This window comes from Pedobacter sp. UYEF25 (genome assembly GCF_054061655.1).
On the sequence record NZ_JBSSEL010000003.1, the window covers coordinates 254,372 to 271,984 of the forward strand.

The 17,613-nt window shown below is 37.3% G+C and carries 12 protein-coding genes; 6 read left to right on the plus strand and 6 right to left on the minus strand.

The window, feature by feature from the left end:
* Positions 1-237: 237 nt before the first annotated feature.
* Positions 238-864 carry a class I SAM-dependent methyltransferase gene (locus ACVWYG_RS05110; RefSeq protein WP_457269076.1) on the plus strand — a complete coding sequence of 209 codons (627 nt, stop codon included), beginning with the start codon at positions 238-240 and terminating at the stop codon, positions 862-864.
* 110 nt (positions 865-974) lie between these two features.
* Here ACVWYG_RS05110 and ACVWYG_RS05115 read toward each other — a convergent pair whose 3' ends face one another.
* The 5 genes from ACVWYG_RS05115 to ACVWYG_RS05135 all read right to left on the minus strand — a co-directional run bounded on the left by ACVWYG_RS05115 (position 975) and on the right by ACVWYG_RS05135 (position 9,297).
* Positions 975-2,417, minus strand: coding sequence for an APC family permease (locus ACVWYG_RS05115; protein WP_457269077.1), 1,443 nt, complete (start codon positions 2,415-2,417; stop codon positions 975-977).
* Between the two features lie 543 nt (positions 2,418-2,960).
* Entirely contained in the window at positions 2,961-3,668 is a 708-nt protein-coding gene (locus tag ACVWYG_RS05120) for a DUF421 domain-containing protein (RefSeq protein ID WP_457269078.1), read from the minus strand.
* A 97-nt stretch (positions 3,669-3,765) separates the two neighbouring features.
* Positions 3,766-5,955, minus strand: coding sequence for an ATP-binding protein (locus tag ACVWYG_RS05125; protein ID WP_457269079.1), 2,190 nt, complete (start codon positions 5,953-5,955; stop codon positions 3,766-3,768).
* A gap of 190 nt (positions 5,956-6,145) precedes the next feature.
* Positions 6,146-7,381 carry a cation:proton antiporter gene (locus ACVWYG_RS05130; RefSeq protein WP_457269080.1) on the minus strand — a complete coding sequence of 412 codons (1,236 nt, stop codon included), beginning with the start codon at positions 7,379-7,381 and terminating at the stop codon, positions 6,146-6,148.
* A 29-nt stretch (positions 7,382-7,410) separates the two neighbouring features.
* Positions 7,411-9,297, minus strand: a complete 1,887-nt coding sequence (locus tag ACVWYG_RS05135; protein ID WP_457269081.1) for a mechanosensitive ion channel family protein — start codon at positions 9,295-9,297, stop codon at positions 7,411-7,413.
* 126 nt (positions 9,298-9,423) lie between these two features.
* Here ACVWYG_RS05135 and ACVWYG_RS05140 point away from each other — a divergent pair, with 126 nt between their 5' ends.
* Complete coding sequence (locus tag ACVWYG_RS05140) at positions 9,424-11,301, plus strand: potassium transporter Kup (protein ID WP_457269082.1); 1,878 nt, start codon at positions 9,424-9,426, stop codon at positions 11,299-11,301.
* 191 nt (positions 11,302-11,492) lie between these two features.
* Here ACVWYG_RS05140 and ACVWYG_RS05145 read toward each other — a convergent pair whose 3' ends face one another.
* Positions 11,493-12,581, minus strand: a complete 1,089-nt coding sequence (locus tag ACVWYG_RS05145; protein ID WP_457269083.1) for a mechanosensitive ion channel family protein — start codon at positions 12,579-12,581, stop codon at positions 11,493-11,495.
* A gap of 273 nt (positions 12,582-12,854) precedes the next feature.
* On the opposite strand from ACVWYG_RS05145, the gene ACVWYG_RS05150 reads away from it, so the two are divergent.
* From ACVWYG_RS05150 to ACVWYG_RS05165, 4 genes are all read left to right on the plus strand, one after another.
* Positions 12,855-13,397 (plus strand): hypothetical protein, encoded by a 543-nt coding sequence (locus ACVWYG_RS05150; RefSeq protein ID WP_457269084.1) that lies wholly within the window; start codon positions 12,855-12,857, stop codon positions 13,395-13,397.
* Between the two features lie 94 nt (positions 13,398-13,491).
* On the plus strand, positions 13,492-13,989 hold the full coding sequence (locus ACVWYG_RS05155) for a phosphoheptose isomerase (RefSeq protein WP_457269085.1): 498 nt from the start codon (positions 13,492-13,494) through the stop codon (positions 13,987-13,989).
* A 158-nt stretch (positions 13,990-14,147) separates the two neighbouring features.
* Positions 14,148-14,876: an acyl-CoA desaturase gene (locus ACVWYG_RS05160; RefSeq protein WP_457269086.1), complete on the plus strand. Its 729-nt coding sequence runs from the start codon at positions 14,148-14,150 to the stop codon at positions 14,874-14,876.
* A gap of 280 nt (positions 14,877-15,156) precedes the next feature.
* A complete protein-coding gene (locus ACVWYG_RS05165; protein WP_457269087.1) occupies positions 15,157-17,613 on the plus strand; it encodes a TonB-dependent receptor domain-containing protein in 2,457 nt (818 codons plus the stop codon).

Here is a 17,613-nt window from a genome sequence, read left to right on the forward strand (position 1 = left end):
TTTTCGCTCAATAGATAAGCTAGAAACCACTAAACTTTAAATGTTGTAGTGGTTTTTTTGTGAATGATTTTGTGCTATTTTCACTTCTGCAGGAGGATTCATCCTAATGGTCGAAGTCTGTTTTTGACTTGCTGGGAGCGCCAAAAACTGTAGATTTGGGAATATACTCCAAAAGATAATTGAACTTGTTGCACACAATAGCTTGTCAGTTATAGGTTAATAAATATTGATGAATAGATGAAGAAGATAAGCGAAAATTTAGCCGAGCAGTTTGGTAATATTGATATTTACTTGCTCGATCAACTTTTAAAAGGGACTTATGTCAATTGCGAATCCATTCTCGATGTTGGCTGCGGCGGCGGCAGAAATCTCGTTTTTTTTTTGAAGCAAGGATACAAAGTATTTGGTGTCGATCCGGATGCGGACAGTGTTGCATGCGTCCGGGAACTGTCTAAGCAGCTGTTTCTGGCAAACCCGCCTAGTAATTTTAGGGTTGGATTTGCCGAGCATTTACCCTTTCAAAATCTCCAATTTGATTTAGTTATAAGTAGTGCAGTGCTACATTTTGCGAAAAGCGCAGTTCATTTCGAGGCTATGTTGATTTCCATGTGGAGCGCAATTAAACCAGGCGGTTATTTTTTCGCTCGTTTAGCTTCCGATATCGGTATTGAAGATAAGGTGATCCCATTGGGAAACGGTCGCTATTTGTTGCCCGACGAATCAGAACGTTTTTTGGTCAATGAAGGGATTTTGCTAATGCTCACCAATAAGTTGAATGCGATTTTATATGAGCCCATTAAAACGACAAACGTGCAGAATTTACGGTGTATGACCACTTGGTGTCTCAGGAAAACTATTATTTGATCGGGATTAATTGCTAAGCGCAAACCTACATAAACCGGAGATCATCCTAAACTGCAAAACTGCTTGCGAAATCGATTGTAGGTCAATCCGTATTAAACTTGTGTGACAGTTTAGCCGTCAAAGAATTTTTGCTTTTCTATTTTTTTGTTTTTTGCTTTCCAGTAGTAATAGAATGGTAACCCTGTAAAAATCAGCAACATTCCCACACTTGCTTTAGCAGGAGATTGGATAAAGGATACAACCATCAGCACAATACAAACTGCCACAAAAACCAAAGGCACAGCCGGATATCCCCAAGTTTTATATGGTCGAAAAGTATCTTTGTTTTTAATTCGTAAAATAATCACACCAAATACTACTAAGCCATAAAATAGAAATCCAGCAATTACAACTAAATCAGTTAACAAATCAAACGAACCGGTAAATACAAGTATACAGGCCCAAATACACTGGTAAATTAGCGATTTGTGAGGAGTATAATGTTTAGGATGTGCTTTTCCTGCGTCTTTAAAGAACATATTATCTTTCCCCATCGCATAATAAATCCTAGAGGATAGTAGAATAGTTGCATTGGTACAGCCAAAAGTAGAGACCAGAATCATCGCACTAACCGCGTAAGCTCCCCCCGTTCCAAATACTTTATTAACAACAACTACGGCTGCAATCAAATTCTTATCGGCTTTTAAACTGGCGATTAGTTCATCGATGGGCATCACATATAAATAGGCAAAATTAGCCAAAAGGTAAATTAGGGTGATCATTAATATGCCACCCAACATCGCCCTCGGCATATTTTTTCTCGGTTCTCTAAGTTCCTCCCCTATAAAACCTAAAGCAATAAAACCTTCGTATCCCCAAAAAGCATTTCGCATGGCGATGACCAAAATTCCTAAAAAGCCAAAGTTGGTAGCAAACCCACTTGGCGGATAAGTAACGGAATTCGTTGACAAATTTTTTAAACTGCCTACAGCGCTACTTAAGGAAAATGCTACAATAAGAAGAATACTTAGCACTATGGTATATGTGAAAACTCGGCTTAAATTTCCTCCCTTTTTGGTGCTGTTGATGTTGATGAAGGTGAGCAACATGATCATTAAACTGGTAATGATCTTTGCGCCAATATTGTCTAAAGGTTGGATAATGCCGAAGATAGTGATAGATTCTAAATGCTGAGAAAGGTGTGGCAAGGGGAAAAAAGTGCCAAGTGCGCCAGAAAAAACGTATGCAACAGAAGCGATAGCCGCTGTTTGAATAACGGTAAAGCACGACCACCCATATAAAAATGCAACTAACTTTCCGTAAGTTTTCTCTAGCCAGTAGAAAGCTCCTCCCGATTCTGGAAACATCGCGCCTAATTCACCAATACTTAATATTCCACATAAAATGACCACTCCGGCCAATGCCCATACCAACATAACCAATCCTGGCGACAGCAATCCTTCTGCCATTGGAGCAACTTTTTTGAACACTCCTGTGCCAATTATAGCACTCATAACCATAATGATGGCCATCCTCAATCCAAACGACTTTTTAAGATTACCTATTTCTTTCATTTAATTTAGATTCCTGTTTAGCAGAACATAGGCATTATGATCGGATATAGGAAATAATGGGGCTCTTTTTAGTCGTCTGATGGTTTTACATCACCGAATCTCTTTAAAATCTTAGACACTTATTTAATAAATCTTTACAGTTATTCGATGGTCTATAAACGATAGATTGCGCCAACCATGCCCAAGGCACGGTTTCCAAACTTTAATGGAAATATGGACAATTAACCACAAAATCACTTGGACTATTGCTTTCTTGAAAATATTAATTAAAGGCAATACTTTGCCCTAATAATTTTTAATGTAATAGTTGGATGCTGTTTTTCCTCTAGGAAGAAAGCCAGCTGCTTATTTATCCAAATGCTGAGCGCTCACGTCTCTTCCAAATTTTGTCGACCATTCAAATAAGTTTCGGCAAATCTACCGAAGCGTTTATTGCACATTATTTCGACTTTAATTTAGATGGATGAAGCAGATCGACCCGGAAAAAAATTTTCTTTTAAATTGATTTTTGAGCTATTTGATTGAGGAAAGTTCAGTAAACCACTATTTTACAATTCGGGAATTAATCGCCTTGACCCATTCATTTTTCCCGCATTTCTCACATACATGGGTTTTTGTAAGCACTAATTTTTTTACGTTTCCGCAAAATGCGCAAGCATATATTCCTGCTGTAAAGATATCTTTGCTCGCCTGGTCAAATAGTTTTGGAAGTATGGGCAGACCATATTTTATCTTTTCATCTTCGTATAGATAAATGCTTAGATTGCCAGAAGTTTCTAAAATTGCAGTCTCAACCTGACCGAGATGTGAGATACTTTGCTGCCGTAGTTCAGAAAAAAACTCATCTCTAGCCAAGTTTTCTTTTTTAAAGTCTACTAGAGAAAATTCGCCATCTATTATGAGATAAACTGCATCGCCCTCTACTAGCTTATCAAACTTCTCACTTTTTGCCATAGCCAATGTGGTAAGTCTGTAAGCGCCAACGATGACGGCAAAAACAACAAGTGGTTCGATTAGCCCAACTTCTTTGTAAAACATAGGGTCGCCTGCTGCAGATCCCAAGCTAATAATCACCACAAGCTCAAAAACAGAAAGTTGCTTAACCCCTCGTTTTCCTAATAACTTCAACCCAATAAGAATGATAAAGTACATCAGAATAGTCCTAAAAGCAATCTCAAATACAAATTGCCATTTATCATCGCCCATCAAAATGTTATTCCAGTCTATCCGTAAAAATGTATTTCCTATCATAAATGGTAAATTTTTTCTGCGTCAACTGATTTATAGTTTTTACAAGCGCTCCCTATTGGGCGCAATACTGAGTTTACATCTTTAATCGAGTGCCTTTCTAGAGCCTAAAAATTGGTATTGAAAAATGAAATGTCGATCCGCTGAAACCATCACTTTCTACCCATATTTGGCCTTTATGGCGTTTAATTATTTCTGCGCAAAGATATAGACCTATGCCAAATCCTGCAATTGTTTTAGTTCGGTTGTTTTTAATTCTATAAAATCGATTAAAAAGTTTGTCTAAATCTTCGGCTCTAACACCCATGCCATGATCTTTAAAGCTCACCTTTGCCATTTTGTCTTTTAGCTGATAAGAAATTTCGATATCTTTTCCGTGTGGAGAATATTTTAGAGCGTTACTTATGAGGTTTTGAATTACTTGGCCAATTTTATCTCGATCGGCATTCACAAGGACATCTTCTTTAGATTCAAAGATAATTTTATGGGTAGTTGATGTAATGATCACCTCGTCTATGATCTCTACTATAAGTTGTTGTAACGAAAAATTTGAAGCCTGGATATAGAGTTTACCGCCATCAAACCGAGACACATCTAAAAACCCTGTGATGATTTTATTCATTCTTGTTACTTGGCTTCTGGATCTTTTCAACATATCCACCACTCTTACGTCCGTGGCAGTTTTTAAAACAATTTGAAGCATCTGGATATAGGCCATGAGCGAGGTTAATGGCGTTTTTAGCTCATGACTTACCATAGATATGAAATCGTTTTTTATTTGTTCGTCCTGTTTTTGGCCAGTTATATCCATAACTACTCCTGCAAAGGTATAGATATTTCCCTCACTGTCTACGCTTAAATGGCCAACAGCCCTAACCCAACGAGTTTTTTGATCGCGAAACCCAATCACTGAGTAGGAGAGGTCGTAATCGCCACCGGAAGGTAAGGAGCTATCAGCCTCTTGTGTCATGATGTTCTGATATTCTGGAGAAATCTGCGCGATACATTCAGATAATGTTGGGTCATCGGTTTCCAAGAAACCAAAAAGTTCTTTCAGCCGACGGGAAGTCATCAACTTTCCTGTATGAATATTTAAATTCCAAGTTCCAATATTTGCAGCTTCGATCGCTTGCCTTAAAAACTGTTCGGCTTCGATCACTTGCTTGCGCGATGCGCTAAGTTTTTCGTTTACTAGTGTCAACCGGTGGTTGGCAGATTTCGCATATTCATTGGCGAAACTAACTTCTTCATTAGTAGCAATTAATTCCTCATTTATTCCGGCCAGATTTTCATTTAAGCTTTGCACGGTTTGTTTTGCTAAAACCTGCTCAGTAACCTCATTGGCAACCAACATGATGCTCTCTGTTTGGCCTGAGCGATCTTTTATTGGATGATAAATGAAATTAAAATATCCCTCGGTCATTGCCCCATCTCGGATTAAAACGACACGCTCGTCTGTAAGAGACGAGGCCAAGCCTTGTTGAAATACATCATCTAGCGCTTGCAAAAATCGCTGCCCTTTTAATTCTGGTATTGCATCTGCAAGCCTCATCCCAATTACGAATGCTGGCCTTCCGCAAATTTCTAACAATTTTTGATTCGCACTCTCAATCCGCATTTCTGCGCCGGAAAAAATGCCCATTGCTATCGGTGCGTCAGAGAAAATTGCAAGTGCCTTTTTTTCGCTCGTGGTAAGTTTATTGTTTTCTTCTTGTAAGCCAGTATTAGAAACTTTAAGCAATTGGTTTACAGTTTCCATCTCCTTCCTTAAAAGTGAAAGTTCCTCATTAGAAATACGAAGTTCCTCGTTGGTTGCTCGGTATTCTTCATTTGCAGCAAATAGTTGTTTCAGCAGGTCTTTTTCTATCTTGTCTTTGTCTTTTATAAGGGCCAACGCTAACACTCGATCAGTAACTTCTGTTGCCGTATTTAAAATAGCATAGGTTTTCCCATCTTCATTTTTTAATGATTTATAGATGAAATCGAAATAGCGAGTTTGAAGTGCTCCATTAAGGTACAATTCTGCAGCTTGGTCTTGTGCTTTATAACTAACGCCGGTTTGCCATACATTTCTTAGTATTGAGATAAATCCCTGGTCGATAAATTCGGGCATAATCTCGTCTAAATTTGAACCGGTAACATCTCTCGACTTATCCCAAAATGCTAACATTGCATCATTTACAAATGCTACCCTCAATTGATCGTTTATAAAAATGGCTGTTGGATCTTTTGACAATGCCAGTATTTCCAACAATTGTTTGTCGATTAAAGGAGTAACATTATTGGGCATCAAATAGGGGATTGGGATACTTATTTAAAATCAAAAATAGATATTTGTAGCGATTTTAAAAATATCTCAATGTTAAATAGCGCTATCTATTCGTGTAAAGGGTAAAAAAATTAAACAATTTCCGTAAGGCTTTTAAAGCCCATGTCAGTTTTTTTCTTTCAATTATTTTAGATGATTTTATGCCACCCAATTAATACTTTAATTTTTTTGCCAAAGCACCAATTGTCAATCCCTGAACCAAGATAGAGAAAACCACAATAATATAGGTAATGAGTACAAACTGGTCTCTGTACATGTCTGGACCTAAAGACAGTGCCAAAGCGACAGAAATTCCACCCCTCAAACCTCCCCAAGTAAGTATAGAGACTACATTTTTCTCAAATTTAACTTTAAATCGAAGTAAGAATATAGGGATCAGAACAGAAATCCACCTGCTAAAGAGTACCACTAAAATACAAATTAGCCCAATTAAAAACACGGTGATGTTTGTTTTAATAATCAACATCTCTAACCCGATAAATAAAAAGAGCACTGCGTTAAGGATCTCATCAATCATCTTCCAGAATTTCCCTAAATAATCTCTAGTAACATCGCTCATGCCTTCTCTTTTAGATTTATTGCCAGTTATTAATCCCGCTACTACCATTGCCAACGGGCCAGAAACATGAAGCCTTCCAGCTATGAAATAACCACCCATCACTATGGCGAGGGTAATAAGTACTTCCACATTGTAATCATCAATGGATTTTAAAGCGTAATAGCCAATATAGCCAAGCAAGGCACCAAATATGAGGCCACCCATTGCTTCTTCTAAAAATAGTATGCCAACATCTCCTATGTCGAAAGCGCCAGAACTAGAACGTGCAATTTGGACAAGACTTACGAAAATGACAACAGCTACCCCGTCATTAAACAGGGATTCCCCTGCAATCTTTAATTCCAGCGACTCTGGAATTTTTGAGCGGCTTAAAATACCCATTACAGCTATTGGATCTGTAGGAGATATGAGCGCGCCGAAGATGAGGCAATAGATAAAAGGGATCGGAATACCGAACCAAACGAGCATCTGCCATAAAATTCCGCCCACTAAAAAAGTTGATATTAAAATGCCTACGGTTGCTAGGACAATGACAGGTAGACTTTCTTTTTTAAGTTTTGCAGAATCTATATGTATGGCACCTGCAAACAACAAAAAGCTTAGCATAAAATTCATTAACACATCTTGAAAATCGACAGAAAGCGCCAACTGTACTGCTTTTTCTGATACGAGAGATTTTCCATTGCCGATTGTAACCAATAGTACGGAGCAAATTAGAGAAATTGCCATAATCCCGATAGTGGGCGGCCATTTAATAAAGCGATGGTTTATGTAGGCAAATAAAGCTGCCAGAACAATGGTTATGGCAATAATTTCTTGAGTACTCATTGGGTAGGAATATAATTTGTTAGACCAAATTATTTTGGTTGTTGTGTTTCTGTTTTAAATGCCGGCGCCACGTAATCTTTTGGAAGATAATCGGTAGGCACAGCTGTTGCGTTTCCATCTCTCATTGCCCTATAATGTGGCGACATAATTTCCACTCCTGCCTCATTAAATTTATCCTGAATGTTTGCATGCAGATGAGAATAAATTACGGCCTGTTTATTTGGCTGTTTTGTAAATGCATTAATTTTATAGCTCACGTAGTAATCTTCTAAACCTGTTTGCAAAACGTAAGGCTTTGGGTCTTTTTCAATGAGTTCGGTATTTAATGCTGCGTCAATAAGCAATTGATGGACCTGTTTCCAAGGCGCATCATACCCAATGGTAACCGTAGTGTGTATAATTAAACCAAAACTATTGGCTTCTGCGCTAAAATTAATGGTATGGTTATTCATCACCGTTGAGTTTGGGATGGACACCACCTCGTTTTGAATCGTGCGGATCCGAGTTACCAAAATTGTTTTTTCCAAAATGTCTCCTACTACTTCGCCAATCTGTACACGATCACCGATGTTAAAAGCCCGCATATAAGTAAGCACCAATCCTGCAACTACATTGCCGAGTGCACCTGCCGAGCCAAAGGTGAACAACACCCCAATAAAAACGGAGACTCCTTTGAATACACCACTGTCTGAGCCGGGAAGATATGGGAAGATGACAATCAACATAAATGCAAGGATAAAAATCCGCATAATTTGATATGTTGGGCTTGCCCAGTCGGCATAAAAACCATTAATTCTTAAATTTCCACATTCAATCTCAATTTTTAAAAATTTTAGAAATCTTAATACATATTTAAATACAAATAAAATAACCAAGATGGTAATTAGATTTGGGATGTAGTCTAAAATAGATTTACCAATTTTCTTTACCGGACTAAGAAAGTAATTGATTAGGTTGTCGGATAGATTTCTTGTAAACGGGAATATGCTAAATAGCACAGGTAAAGCTAAATACACAATTAAAATAATTGCTCCCCATCTAATTATGTTTATGATGAGATCGAAAAGCTTTACTTTTCTGTCGGCAGTAAGCACTTCAAAGTTTTTGATTTTAAAACCTTCATTAAATAGTTGTGTATGAAGCTTTACTCGGTCATTTAAGCGTTTTAAAAATCGATTTACTCCATAAATTAAAGCAGTTACCACACCAATTACCAAAAGACTTAAGAGAATTTCTTTAACTAGCGTTTGCCAACTATTGTCTTTTTGATATTTAATTACAGCATTTCCAATAACAATTTTCAGGCTGTCGGCTAATTTTTCTCGAGGTTGATTGGTCCAAAGCGCATCTTGCTCTGAAACAGAAATCAATAACTTATTTTTATAAACAAGGTCTAATGTCTGCTCTGCAGGTAAGATAGCAATCGAATCTTTGTTAAAGGCCAAATCTTCACTTACTTGCTTCATTCTTACGGTAAGTGCGTCAGCTCTATCAGAAGCAGTAAAGCTTCCTAATTTCGCGTATAAATAGAATAAGGTGTCTCTATCAAATTTTACTGGAAACGCCTTCACAAATTTTCTTAGGGAATCTATTTTTTGCTTTTGCTTAACCAAATGAATTGAATCTTGCTTTTTCAAGTCCATTAATGCTTTAAGCAAAATTACTTTTTGGTCTATGTCTTCTGGTTTCAGATCTGCAACCTTATTTTTTAATTCCGTCCTTTTCAAAGAATCAGAAAGCCGTTGTAACGAAAGCTGCGTCACGGCATTCAATTGCTTGTCGCGTTCAGTATTTGCGGCGGAGTCTATATAGATTTTTGTAGAGTCAGTGTGCGCAACTTCAGGTTTTTGTTGTGCGATAAGCGGTAGAGGCCCGAATAAAATGGTAAAATATATTATTAGGAATATTTTTTTCATACATTCATTTATTCAAATAAAAGTAGAAAAAAACATTGAACTCTACTAACTGTTGTACTTACGTGAAATTTTTTAACAGTATTTTTTCGAAAATACTACATCCTACAAAACGAGTAAAATTGGCCAATGACTAATAGCAAAAAAGAAACGAAGTCGAATTTATCAATAATCACGTTAAGTGCTTTAGGTATAGTTTTCGGCGATATTGGTACCAGTCCACTTTATGCTATGAGAGAATGCTTTTTTGGGGAGCACGGCATGGAAGTTAGCGAACAAAATATTTTTGGAGTCGTATCGCTGATATTTTGGTCTTTAATCTTTGTAATAAGCATCAAATATCTTCTAGTCGTAATGCGAGCTGATAACAAAGGCGAAGGTGGTATAATGGCGTTGATGGAACTCGTTCTACCGAAGAAAAAAGGAAGGTCTTACCTCGCAATCCTATCTTTAGGCCTTTTTGGTGCTGCGCTGCTATACGGCGATGGTATTATCACCCCGGCCATCTCTGTATTAAGTGCTATGGAGGGCTTGGAAATAGCCACTCCTTTTTTTACACCTTATATCATTCCAATAACCATTATTATTCTCTTTATTTTGTTCTTCTTTCAAAAAAAGGGAACTGCCAGTGTTGGCAAAATTTTCGGGCCAATTCTTTTGTTTTGGTTTATCGTTTTGGCAATATTAGGTATTAGTGGTATTTCAAAGAATCCCACGATTTTAAAAGCGCTAAATCCGATTTATTTTATAGAATTTTTTACTGTACATGGCTTTGCGGGGCTTTTAGTATTGGGCGCCGTGTTCTTGGTTGTTACAGGAGGCGAGGCTTTATATGCAGATATGGGACATTTTGGTCGGAAACCAATCAGATTGGCTTGGTTTCTGGTGGTTTTGCCGAGCTTGGTGATAAATTATATGGGTCAGGGCGCGCTAATATTGAGCAATCATACTTTAGCAGCAAATCCTTTCTACTATTTAGCCCCGTCATGGGCGCTATATCCTCTGGTAGCTTTATCCGCAATGGCAACTATCATCGCATCTCAAGCGGTAATATCGGGTGCATTTAGTTTGACACATCAAGCAATACAGTTGGGGTTTTTACCGCGATTTCACGTCATCCATACTTCTGCAGACGAACGTGGGCAGATTTACATTCCTCAAATAAACTGGATGCTTTTTATAGCAACTATTGCTTTGGTCGTTTCTTTTAAAAGCTCTAGTAATTTAGCAGCTGCTTACGGTGTCGCAGTTACCACTACAATGCTGATAACCACATTCTTGGCCTTTACGGCGATGACAAAACTATGGAAATGGAATATTTATATCGCTGTTTCAATTAGCATACTGTTTGGCATCGTTGATTTGAGCTTTTTTTCTGCAAATATTATTAAAGTTCCCGAAGGAGGATGGTTTCCGCTATTGGTAGGCATCTTAATTTACATATTGATGACCACTTGGTACAAAGGAAGAAGAATGTTGGGCATTAAGCTTACTAAGCTAACCGACCCTCTTAAAAAGTTTATTTTGAACTACAGAAAGGATGTATCTCAAATTGTACCTGGAACAGCATTTTTTTTAACAGCAAACCCAAACGGAACTCCGCCAACTTTAGTCAATAACATTAGGTACAACAAGATTATACACGAAAAAGTGCTCATAATGAGCATTAAGATTGCAAATGTTCCTTATTTAAATTTAGACGAAAATATAGAGATAACTAAATTAGATGAAAATATTTGGCAAGTAATAGTAAGCTATGGATATATGCACCAGCCAAATATACCCGTTGTTATAGAACATTTGTGTGATTTAGATTTGATAAGTGATAAGGTAGACATTACCTATTTTTTAGGAAAAGAATCTATCGTTGTTACAAAGCATACCGGTATGAGCCCGTGGCGTGAATCTCTGTTCGATTACATGAGCAGAAATTCAGAAAGGTTCGCGTCTTATTTTAACCTTCCGCCAGAACAGGTTTGTGAAATTGGCACACAAATTAAGTTATAACGATTTTAGAGGAGTGCACAATTTAAGAACCTTTTTTACATCGTCTGGATCTAGAGTACTTGGATGTGAGTTGTCATTTCATTAGGTATTGACAAATATCCCCAAAGGCAAAAGGGATATTTTTTAAAACCTTATCTCTATGGATTTCCAGTTAACTTGATTGCGCAATAGTTAAATTTCGTCTTGGATATTTAGTTGTTTAAAAAGGTTTTTAATTCCGCTTGGGTAGCTTCCTCGTTTTTCAAGAAGAGATTTTGTGTAGGAATGGCAAATTTAATCTCCTTTTCTTCAAACGCCGCATGCACGCTTAAAAAAATAGCTTGTTGCTTATCCATATAAACGCCATAATCAGCGCTTAATACATAATAAACGAATTCGAAATTTAGGCTGTAATCGCCATAGCCAGAAAAATGTCCGCGATCATAAGTTACCTCATCTTCACTCTCGATAATGCGTTTAATAATGGTTGGTATTTCTGCCAATGTTTTATGATCTGTTTGGTACACTACACGAAGTTGGAAAACGATTCGTCTTTTCTCCATTCGCTTATAATTATGTATCCTTGAGTCGGTCAGGTCTTTGTTTGCACAAATTAATTGTTCACCGTTTAAGGTTTTTATTCGAGTGGTTTTTATTCCAATATACTCAATATTGCCGCTTTTATCATCCACCACTACAAAATCTCCAATTTGGAACGGCTTATCGAAAAAAATCACGAAATAACTAAAAAGATCTGCAAGTACCGCTTGTGCAGCTAACGCTATCGCAATACCTCCAACGCCTAAACCGGCAATTAGGGTAGTTACATTGTAGCCTAAATTGTCTACCAAAAAAATACAACCCAAAACCCAAATAATCACATTGCAAATTACAATTAGCCCCCCCGCTTGCTTTTCCTTCTGCTCAGCATTGTCCTCTCGCTCTATAAAAGAATAAATAAATTTTTTAAATGCGCTGCTAATAATCTTTAGTACAAAAAAGGTTACGCAAACCAAATAGGCAATTTGAATTGTTTTCTCTAGTTTTTCTGGTAGTTTTAAAATAGAAAGTGCGAAGTAAATGGCACTTAGGTACAGCAGTGGAATAACTGAACGATCAATTAAATTGATGATAAAGTCATCCCAAGATGTAGCTGTTGAACTTGCCCAAATTTTTACGCGTTTTAGGATAAATAATTTGCAGAGTTTAACCGAAATAAATGTGATTAAAATAATGCCGGAAGCTATCGCCCATTCGTAAATAGAATTATCCCAAAATACTTGGTTCATTATATCTTTCATAAATGCTGTTGCAATTGGTAGGGCGAAAACAATTTACCCATAATAAAATGGGAAATATGCATTTTGTTGGAAGCGCACCTTGAATAGGCGCTTTTTGCATTAATTATTTCCCGTAAAATTAAAATCAAAGATACCAAAAATTTAGTAAAATACGTAATTTGGATGGTAAGATATTGTTTAACAGTTATTTATAAATAAATAAATTTGGATTATTGACGGTAATAATTTAGTTTTATAGCGCGTATGTTCGCTCCAAAAATTAACAATAATATTATGAAAAATGTTGCCCTTTTGTTTTGCCTGCTCACCGTTGGCATAGTGGCGCGCGCTCAGAAATACGTGCCAGAAATTAATGAAAATACTGTGGTGAGCAGTGACGCAACCGTTGCCTCAGGAACTTTCCCAGTAACATTTAAATTCGGTAAAATGGTGTCTGGCATCGCGCTGATGTGGTCAGTGGATGGCTATGGCACATTCGAGATGTCTGAAAATGCAGTTGAAAATGGTATCGAATTTTCAGCAGGTCAGCCAGAACTTGGCATAAGCAAATTTGACAGTAAAACCATTTTGTTCATTTCTAGGAAAGCTTATCAAAATTTGATGTCAGATAAAATGTTTATGTATGGAGGAATAAAATTTTCGACAGACACCACCGCCCATCCAAAATTTATGCTTAATGACAAGGAAGCAGATGTTACCTATTTAAAAAGTGATGATGGGAACATGTCAATGGTTATTTTAAACAATCCCTTGGTACCGATTACCTTAGAGACTCATGGCCAAGAAACGGATATTCTAGTGAATGGAATTAAGTAAAATTGTTTAAAAAGCCCAAATAACTTCTCTTTTTCTAGAATTTAGCTGTAATTTTGAGGTATAAATCTTCCCAATTAAAAATAGAATATTAAAAATGGCAGTTGATAAGAAAGAACAATTTGAGGAAATAGCTAAACGGTTAGATAGCGAGGGATTTAAGGTTGTGAGCAAGGATGAAGAAAGGCCTTGGGGTGGTTTCTTTGTGATAGATGAAAATCAAGCGCAGCAATTTGCTGATACCTACTTCGACGGTTTAGATGTCGACAACTTAAAGATTGGCGGCAAATTGAGTCCAAAAATTTTAGTAGTTGCACCAAACAAACGTTTATCTTGGCAATATCACCACCGTCGCGCAGAAATATGGCAAGTAGTAAAGGGAATTGTCGGAATAGAGACAAGTCCGAATGATGCTGAAGGCGAGATGAAAAAATATCATCCAACACAGCAAGTTAAACTGCAGCAAGGAGAGCGACATAGGTTAATCGGTTTGGACGATTGGGGCGTTGTAGCAGAAATATGGCAACATACAGATGCTTCAAATCCATCAGATGAGGATGACATTGTGCGTGTGCAAGACGATTTTGGCAGATAAGCATTCAGTATAATTTATTCCAAAACACGATTCTGTTTAGAGTTGTGTTTTTTTTATACCACACAAAAGAGGGTTTCCGGAAAACAAATCTTTTAAAATTCTAACGGGAAAACTGCTTTTCGCTTAATCTCGTTAATAAAGTAATTTAATACTATTTAATGATTATACTCATATTTTTTCTTTGCCATTGGTTCTTGTCTCTTTTTAGCCAAACATTCTTTCTTCATCGATACGCATCTCACAAAATGTTTAAAATGGAGCCGTTTTGGGAAAAGTTTTTTTACATTCTCCTACTTATTTCGCAAGGCTCTTCTTATTTAAATCCAAGAGCTTACGCCATTCTACATCGGATGCATCACGCTTACAGCGATACAGAAGAAGATCCGCATTCGCCACACTTTTTTGCAGACGTGTTTGGAATGATGATCGCTACTAAAAATATGTACATGGATTATCTCCATTTTAAGAAGGAGCCCGCGGCAGCATTTAGAGGAAATTACCCAGAGTGGCCGTTAATTGATAGAATTGGCAATTCTTGGGCTTGGCGTATTTGTTGCGGTTTATGTTACATCGCTTTCTACATGACATTTGCAAACCATTGGTGGCTGTTTTTGTTGCTGCCGATTCATTTTATTATTGGGCCATTGCACGGTGCTATTGTTAATTGGTGTGGCCATAAATATGGTTATTCCAACCACGACAACGGAGACCATAGTAAAAACTCCTTGCCATGGGATTTTTTGTTGATGGGGGAATTATTTCAGAACAATCACCACAAAAAGCCTAACAATCCGAATTTTGCAAATCGCTGGTTTGAATTTGATCCAACTTATCCGGTTATGAAAATGCTACATTGGATGAGGATAATTAAAATCAGGAAACTTTAGGTGCTTCAAAATCAACACTTTTAGCTTTGGTATGACTTATATTTTTACAATGGCTATTAGGTAAATACAAGCTGATCGATAGTTGAAATGAGATAAATGCTCCTATTGTGGGGAATATACCCAATTAAGCAAAAATATACTTATTAGGGATGTTTTTTTTTGATAGATGCTTCTATGTTGAAAAAAAAACGGAAATTTGCGAACCAAAGTTAAAGCTCAGACGAAGAGGTTATTTGCAGCGCGAGTTTTAAGTTGTGTTTAAACTAACTCGTCCTATATCATGAAGCGTCTTCTCGTATGCGTTGCCTTATTTCTTTTTTGTGTCCATGCCTATGCGCAGTTGCCCACCGGCTTCGGCGGAAGTAAAAAGGCAATAATAAAGGGTAGAATTTTTTTAGCAGTCAAAGATTCTGTAAATAAAACTGCTGTAAATTATGCTACTGTTTCGCTCATAAACATAGACACGCAAAAGCCTGTAAATGGTGGCGTAACCGATAATGATGGCAAAATTGCACTTCAAAATGTTGTGGCCGGCGCCTATATTTTAAAAATTGGTTTTATTGGTTACATCACTAAGAGCGTTAAGGTAGTAACCACAGAGAAATCTTTGGACAGAAATTTGGGAACGATTCTTTTAAAGCCCACTACAAATTCATTAGCCGATGTTAAAGTAGAAGGGACTCGCTCAGTAATCGAAAATAAAGTTGATCGAATGGTTTATAACGCAGAGGCGGATGGAACCAACGCCGGAGGCGATGCAACCGATGTAATGCGTAAAGTGCCGATGTTATCGGTCGATCCAAGTGGAAATGTACAATTACGTGGCGCTTCTGTAAAAGTACTCATAAACGGAAAGCCTTCCGGAACGATGGCTGCCAGTGCTTCTGACGCACTAAAAATGATACCCGCCGAGCAAATAAAAAGCGTTGAAGTTATTACTAGCCCTTCGGCAAAATATGATGCAGAGGGTTCTGGCGGAATTATCAACATCATTTTGAAAAAATCTAATGCGCAAGGTGTTAGTGGAAGCGTAAGTGCTTCTGGTGGAACCAGACAAAATAATGGTGCATTAAATGTAACGGCAAAAACAGGACGACTAAGTGTAAATGGTAATTTTGGTACAAATGTTGCATACGCGCAGAATTCTAGAGTAAATACTGTGAACAACACAACTTTCTCAAATGACTCTGTGTCTAATGTCGCATCAGATGGCATTTCTAAATGGAGTAGGGGAAGTTATAATGGTGGCGTTGGTGTAGATTATGATTTTAACTCCTATAACAATATCAGTTCTACTGTAAAGTATAGCCGATTTAATAATGGAGGTCCCGGAACCGCGGCCTATATTATTAATAATGTTCCTGCGAGCAATATAAGTGACATTAGCGTGGTTAGAAATAACATAGATTGGAACGTCGATTACACGAAGACGAGTAAAAAAGAAGGAGAAGAATTTACCATTTCCGGCCAATTGTCATCTGCTACTAGTCCAACAAACATCAATAACATATTGACATCTTCCACTTTTCCTTCAGGCTTTCAGACAGTTAGTGACAACACTGTAAAAAACAACGAATATACAGGACAGACAGACTATACTTATCCGTTCAGCAAGACTACTATTTTAGAAACTGGCGCAAAAGGCATATTTAGAAGTGTAAAAAGCCAGTATGGAAATAACGAAGGAAATTTCGATTACAATCAAGATGTTGCTGCGGCGTATGGCGTTCTAAGTTTCGATCTGACTAAAAAAATAAAATTTAAAGGTGGTTTGAGAGCAGAATACACCAACATTGGATTTAATACAAAAGCGAGTGGAGATGAGAGAAACAGTTATTTTAATTTGTTCCCAAGTTTTATTCTATCGCAGGCGCTTAAAAAAGGTGCTACTGTAAAATTTAGCTATAATAGACGTGTAGAGCGACCTAGCCAAACTTTTTTAAATCCCTTTAGAAATGAAAGCGACCGTTTTAATGTAACGGAGGGAAACCCACAGTTAAATCCAGAATTAAGTCAAAATTTTGAGCTTGGATACAGCACATTTATTAAAGGTTCTATCATTAATGCCTCCATTTTTTATAGAAATACTGGTGGCGTGATTGAGAAGTCCATTTCGCCCTTCAAAGAAAATGGTTTAAGTAAAGTGTTGTCTTCTTACGTTAATGTGGGCCGCTTGCAGAGTTATGGTTTAAACCTTTTTGGTAGCTACAACCCGAAACCAAAATGGACACTAATGGGTAATTTTGCTGCAAATTCTTATGAGGTAACTAATACGACCACAAATATAAGCACTGGTACTTATCTAAATTATAGCCTTTTTGGCCGCTCGGCTTATGGTTTTGGCAAAGGAATTAATTTTGAGATTTTCGGGGTGGCAACGTCCGCAAATAGAACTTACCAGGGAAAAACGGATCCATTATATTTTTATGGCGCATCGCTAAAAAAAGATGTGCTGAAGAAAAAAGGGAGCATTGGAATAAATACACTTAATCCGTTTACAAAAGATTTGCACATTCGTACAATCAGTAACTCATTAGATGCTTCCGGAGCTGTATATCAAAGTAATAATATTTATTACCCATTACGCTCTTTTGGCATTAACTTTAGCTACACTTTCGGTAAACTTAAGTTTGATGCCGAATCAAAAATTAAAAATGACGACGTTAAAGGCAGTAATCCCCAAGGTGGCGCCGGTGGAGTAGGCAACCCAGTTGGTGGCGGGGGACAGCAACGATAG

Coding starts and splice junctions, on each gene's coding strand:
- ACVWYG_RS05110 (WP_457269076.1), top strand. CDS start 238: ATGAAGAAGATAAGCGAAAATTTAGCCGAGCAGTTTGGTAATATTGAT.
- ACVWYG_RS05115 (WP_457269077.1), bottom strand. CDS start 2,417: ATGAAAGAAATAGGTAATCTTAAAAAGTCGTTTGGATTGAGGATGGCC.
- ACVWYG_RS05120 (WP_457269078.1), bottom strand. CDS start 3,668: ATGATAGGAAATACATTTTTACGGATAGACTGGAATAACATTTTGATG.
- ACVWYG_RS05125 (WP_457269079.1), bottom strand. CDS start 5,955: ATGCCCAATAATGTTACTCCTTTAATCGACAAACAATTGTTGGAAATA.
- ACVWYG_RS05130 (WP_457269080.1), bottom strand. CDS start 7,381: ATGAGTACTCAAGAAATTATTGCCATAACCATTGTTCTGGCAGCTTTA.
- ACVWYG_RS05135 (WP_457269081.1), bottom strand. CDS start 9,297: ATGAAAAAAATATTCCTAATAATATATTTTACCATTTTATTCGGGCCT.
- ACVWYG_RS05140 (WP_457269082.1), top strand. CDS start 9,424: ATGACTAATAGCAAAAAAGAAACGAAGTCGAATTTATCAATAATCACG.
- ACVWYG_RS05145 (WP_457269083.1), bottom strand. CDS start 12,581: ATGAAAGATATAATGAACCAAGTATTTTGGGATAATTCTATTTACGAA.
- ACVWYG_RS05150 (WP_457269084.1), top strand. CDS start 12,855: ATGAAAAATGTTGCCCTTTTGTTTTGCCTGCTCACCGTTGGCATAGTG.
- ACVWYG_RS05155 (WP_457269085.1), top strand. CDS start 13,492: ATGGCAGTTGATAAGAAAGAACAATTTGAGGAAATAGCTAAACGGTTA.
- ACVWYG_RS05160 (WP_457269086.1), top strand. CDS start 14,148: ATGATTATACTCATATTTTTTCTTTGCCATTGGTTCTTGTCTCTTTTT.
- ACVWYG_RS05165 (WP_457269087.1), top strand. CDS start 15,157: ATGAAGCGTCTTCTCGTATGCGTTGCCTTATTTCTTTTTTGTGTCCAT.